This is a genomic window from Corallococcus sp. AB049A (assembly GCF_003668885.1).
Lineage (GTDB): Bacteria > Myxococcota > Myxococcia > Myxococcales > Myxococcaceae > Corallococcus > Corallococcus interemptor.
Genome location: NZ_RAWL01000640.1, coordinates 1 through 3,484 on the forward strand (window position 1 = coordinate 1; position 3,484 = coordinate 3,484).

At 72.9% G+C, this 3,484-nt stretch carries 4 protein-coding genes; 1 reads left to right on the forward strand and 3 read right to left on the reverse strand.

What is annotated here, in order from left to right; translation table 11 throughout:
• Positions 1–106 precede the first annotated feature (106 nt).
• Entirely contained in the window at positions 107–610 is a 504-nt protein-coding gene (locus tag D7X55_RS37580; RefSeq protein ID WP_121725542.1) for a hypothetical protein, read from the forward strand.
• A 122-nt stretch (positions 611–732) separates the two neighbouring features.
• Here D7X55_RS37580 and D7X55_RS37585 read toward each other — a convergent pair whose 3' ends face one another.
• The 3 genes from D7X55_RS37585 to D7X55_RS37595 form a co-directional block, all read right to left on the reverse strand.
• A complete protein-coding gene (locus tag D7X55_RS37585; RefSeq protein ID WP_121725543.1) occupies positions 733–996 on the reverse strand; it encodes a DUF3006 domain-containing protein in 264 nt (87 codons plus the stop codon).
• Positions 993–2,363, reverse strand: coding sequence for a ComEC/Rec2 family competence protein (locus D7X55_RS37590; RefSeq protein ID WP_120548975.1), 1,371 nt, complete (start codon positions 2,361–2,363; stop codon positions 993–995). Before D7X55_RS37590 ends, D7X55_RS37585 begins: the two co-directional genes overlap by 4 nt.
• On the reverse strand, positions 2,360–3,484 hold a 1,125-nt coding region (locus tag D7X55_RS37595; protein WP_147470375.1), incomplete at its 5' end, for a ComEC/Rec2 family competence protein. The genes D7X55_RS37595 and D7X55_RS37590, both read right to left, overlap by 4 nt.

The window sequence follows — 3,484 nt, forward strand, 5'->3', positions numbered from 1 at the left end:
ATAAGAGACAGGGCCGGGCCCGTCCGACGAGGACAACGGCGGCTTCGAGCGCGACGGCGACGAGGACGAGGGCACGCTCTTCGGCAACCGTGAGGCGCCTGCCCCGGTGCCCACGCCCGCCCCGCGCCGCGCGGTGGCTGCGCCGGTGGACAACGCCCCCGCGGCGAACGGCGCGCCCCTCAACGAGCTGTTCTCCGACCTGGACCTGCCCGGCAACCGGGGCGAGGCCTCCGACGAGGAGGACGCCGGTCAGGACGAGACGCGCGAGGATCCTCGCGGCGACGAGGACGAGGAGGACGCGCAGCAGGTGGACTCGAAGGCCGCGCGCAAGCGTCCGGTGGTGCCGGCCAGGCGTGGCAGCCCGCTGAAGGTGGTGGCGCTGGTGCTGCTGCTCCTCATCGTCCTGCCGGCGGTGGCGCTGTTCGGCCTGTCGGCGGCGGGCATGCTGCCGCCCGCCCTGGCGGACATGGTCAACAAGGTGACCGGCAAGGCGCCGCCTCCGGCTCCGGCTCCGGCGCCCCGTCAGGCCGCGCCCGAGCCCGTGGCGCCGCCGCCGGGCTCCGCGGCGGGTGGTGAGCCCGCGGCTCCGGCGGAAGGTTCCACGCCGTAGCCCACGGGTGAGATGGGCCTGCTTCCGCGTCACGCGGCGGGCAGGCCCACGGCGTCACGCGTCCTGCTCCCCGCCCGGGAGCAGGACGTTTTCGTTTCAGGCTCCTCGCCGTGCTCCTGGCTTCAGAGGTCGAAGTCGCCCGAAGGCGGCTTCTTTCCTCGCATCGCCTGTTCCCTCGCGGCGCGGACGTCCGCGCGCAGGGACTCGGTGGCTTCGGCGTCCACCGTCCCCGCTTCCAGGTCCACGACGTCTCCTTCGCGCACGCCCGCCGGAAGGGTGTCCAGCGCGCGGGTCACCTGCCGGCCATCCACCACCAGCACGGCGACGTCGTCCTCGATGCGGTCCACCGTGGCCCGGGACCGGGGGGCCTTCGCCTTCTTCGTCACGGGTGGCAGTCTCCGGCGGGCTCGCGGCCCGTCTTCAGCGCCGCGTCACGCGTGCTCCACGTGAGCAGGTTCTCATCCTTGATGAGCCTCACGCTGCGGCAGGTGGACTTGTGGAAGATGCGCTTGTTCTTGCTCGCCATGTAGCCGCCCGTCATGGACGTGCTGGAGGACGGGCGCACCGCCTTCGGAGGCGCCTCCTCCAGGCGCGTGCCCTTGCGCGCGGTGGGCAGGTCATCCACGTCCGTCACGCTGCCGCCGCGGGCCTTGCCGTCGCGCGGAGTCTCGGCGACGCGCGCGGGCTCCGTCTTCATGGCGGGCGGCGGCTCGGAGGGCTCCGGCTTCACCACGGGCTTCACCGTCCGCGCCAGCGGCGGACGCGGATCCAGCCCCGGGAAGACGCGCCGCGTGCCGCCAGGCTCGCCCGGGGTCGGACGCTGGAGCGAGAGCTCGAACTGCTTGCCGTCGCTCACCGCGTGCACCTCGCCGTTCACGTCCGTGCGGAACGTCCGCGCATCCACGCCGCGCAGCCGCGCGAGGAGCTCCTTCACCTTCGGGCTCTTGCCCAGGCTGTCATCCCCGCTGAACACCGCCGCCTGCGGGCGCACCTCCTCCAGGTACGCCTGCGAGTTCGCGCCCTCCACGCCGGGCGAGGCGACCTTCAGCAGCGTGGCCGGGGACAAGAGCCCGCGCTCCAGGAGCCGGGCCTCCGTCTCCCCCCGGGCGCCGCCCGCGAAGATGACCGACGTGTCGTCGTACGTCAGCCGCAGCACGATGGAGTTCGCCGCGTTGCGCCCCTCCGCGTCCGCGGCCCCCTTCAAGAGCGGCTCCGCGGGCGCGCGAGGCCAGAGCACCGTGAGGTTCACCCGGTCCTCCAGCGTCATCCGGACCAGCTCCTTGGGCGCGGACGAGGACGGCGCGGGTGAGATGACCTGCACGCCCCTCGAGCCCACCGCCGTCAGCAGCGCGTCGTAGGCCTTGGACGTGTCCGGCAGCTGCGGCTCCATCAACCGCTTCGCGCCCACGCGCTTGAGCACCGCCTCCAGCGCGCCGTGGTGCTTCGGATCCGGCTGGGTGAGCACCACCAGGTCCAGCTCGCGGCGCAGCAGCTCCGGCAGCCGGTTCACCAGGTGCGACTCGGCGGACGCGGGGCCGGAGTCCACCAGCACCGTGTTGCCGCGCGGCGTGACGATGAGCGCGGCATCCCCCGCGCCCACGTCGAAGAAGTACACGTGGAGCTTCCCGTCCGGCGCGCCCCCGAAGTAGCGCGACTTCTCCGGAGGCTTCTGCGCTGGCGGCTCGGACGGCTGCTGCTGACAGGCCAGGGAGGCGAGCAGCAGCCCCACTCCCAGCGCGATGCGGGCCTTCATGGATGACAATCCTCGGCGGGGCGGCGCTCACGCAGGGCGTCGGCGCGGCTTGGATAGACGGTGCGCTCGTTCTTCGAGCGCTTCAAGGTCTTGCAGCTCTCGCGGTGGAACACCTTGCTGCCCTTCAACGACACGTAGCGCTCGTCCGTGGCGGCGGAGGTGTCCGCTGGCGTCGTGGGCGAAGCGGGCGTTCGCGTCCGGGGCGTGCCCGGCTCCGGCTCCTTCTCCGTGGAGCGGCCGGAGCGGCCCTGGGGCGTGGGCTCGATGGGGCCCAGCGCCACCGGGGCTCCCGCCTGCTGCGTGCCACCCAGGCTCGCGGCCCCGGAGGTGCCCTTCGCCGAGCGCAGCGTCACGGACGTGCCGTCGCTCACCGCCATCACCTCGCCGTCCTGGTCGGTGCGGAAGGTGCGGGCGCGCACGTCGCGCAGGCGGCCCAGGACCTCCGGGCTGGGGTGGCCGTAGTCATTGCCCACGCCGCAGGAGATGACCGCCGCCTGCGGCTTCACGCGTTCCAGGAAGGCCGCGGTGGAGGAGTGCTTGCCGCCGTGGTGCGCCACCTTCAGCACCGTGGAGGTGAGGTCCACGGGCTTCCGCAGCAGCACCTCCTCCGTGGGCGGCTCCGAGTCCCCCGTGAAGAGGAACGCCGTCTTCCCATAGGTGAGCTTGGTGACGATGGAGTTCGCGTTCGCGTCCGAGCGCGTGTTCGCGAGGAACGTCTCCTGGGGCACGCGCGGCCAGAGCACGGTCAGCGCCACGCCTTCGCCCAGGCCCACGGTGAGCAGCGTCTGGGGCGAGTTCGGGTTGGGCTCCGGGCTCATCACCTGGCCCACCTCGCGGCCCACGAAGTCCAGCAGGTCGCGGTACGCCTCGCTCGGGTGGTCGAAGCCGGGGTCCATGAAGCGCTTCGCGCCCACTGCCTTCACGGCCGCGCGCAGCCCGCCCAGGTGGTCCAGGTGCGGGTGGGTGAGGATGACCAGGTCCAGCGGGCCCTTCACCAATTCGCGCAGCCGCGCCGCCAGCCGCGTGCCGGCCTCTGGAGGACCGCCGTCGATGAGCACCGTCTTGCCCGTGGGCGACACGATGAGCGCCGCGTCCCCCTGGCCCACGTCGAGGAAGTAGAC

Coding starts and splice junctions, on each gene's coding strand:
- D7X55_RS37590 (WP_120548975.1), bottom strand. CDS start 2,363: ATGAAGGCCCGCATCGCGCTGGGAGTGGGGCTGCTGCTCGCCTCCCTG.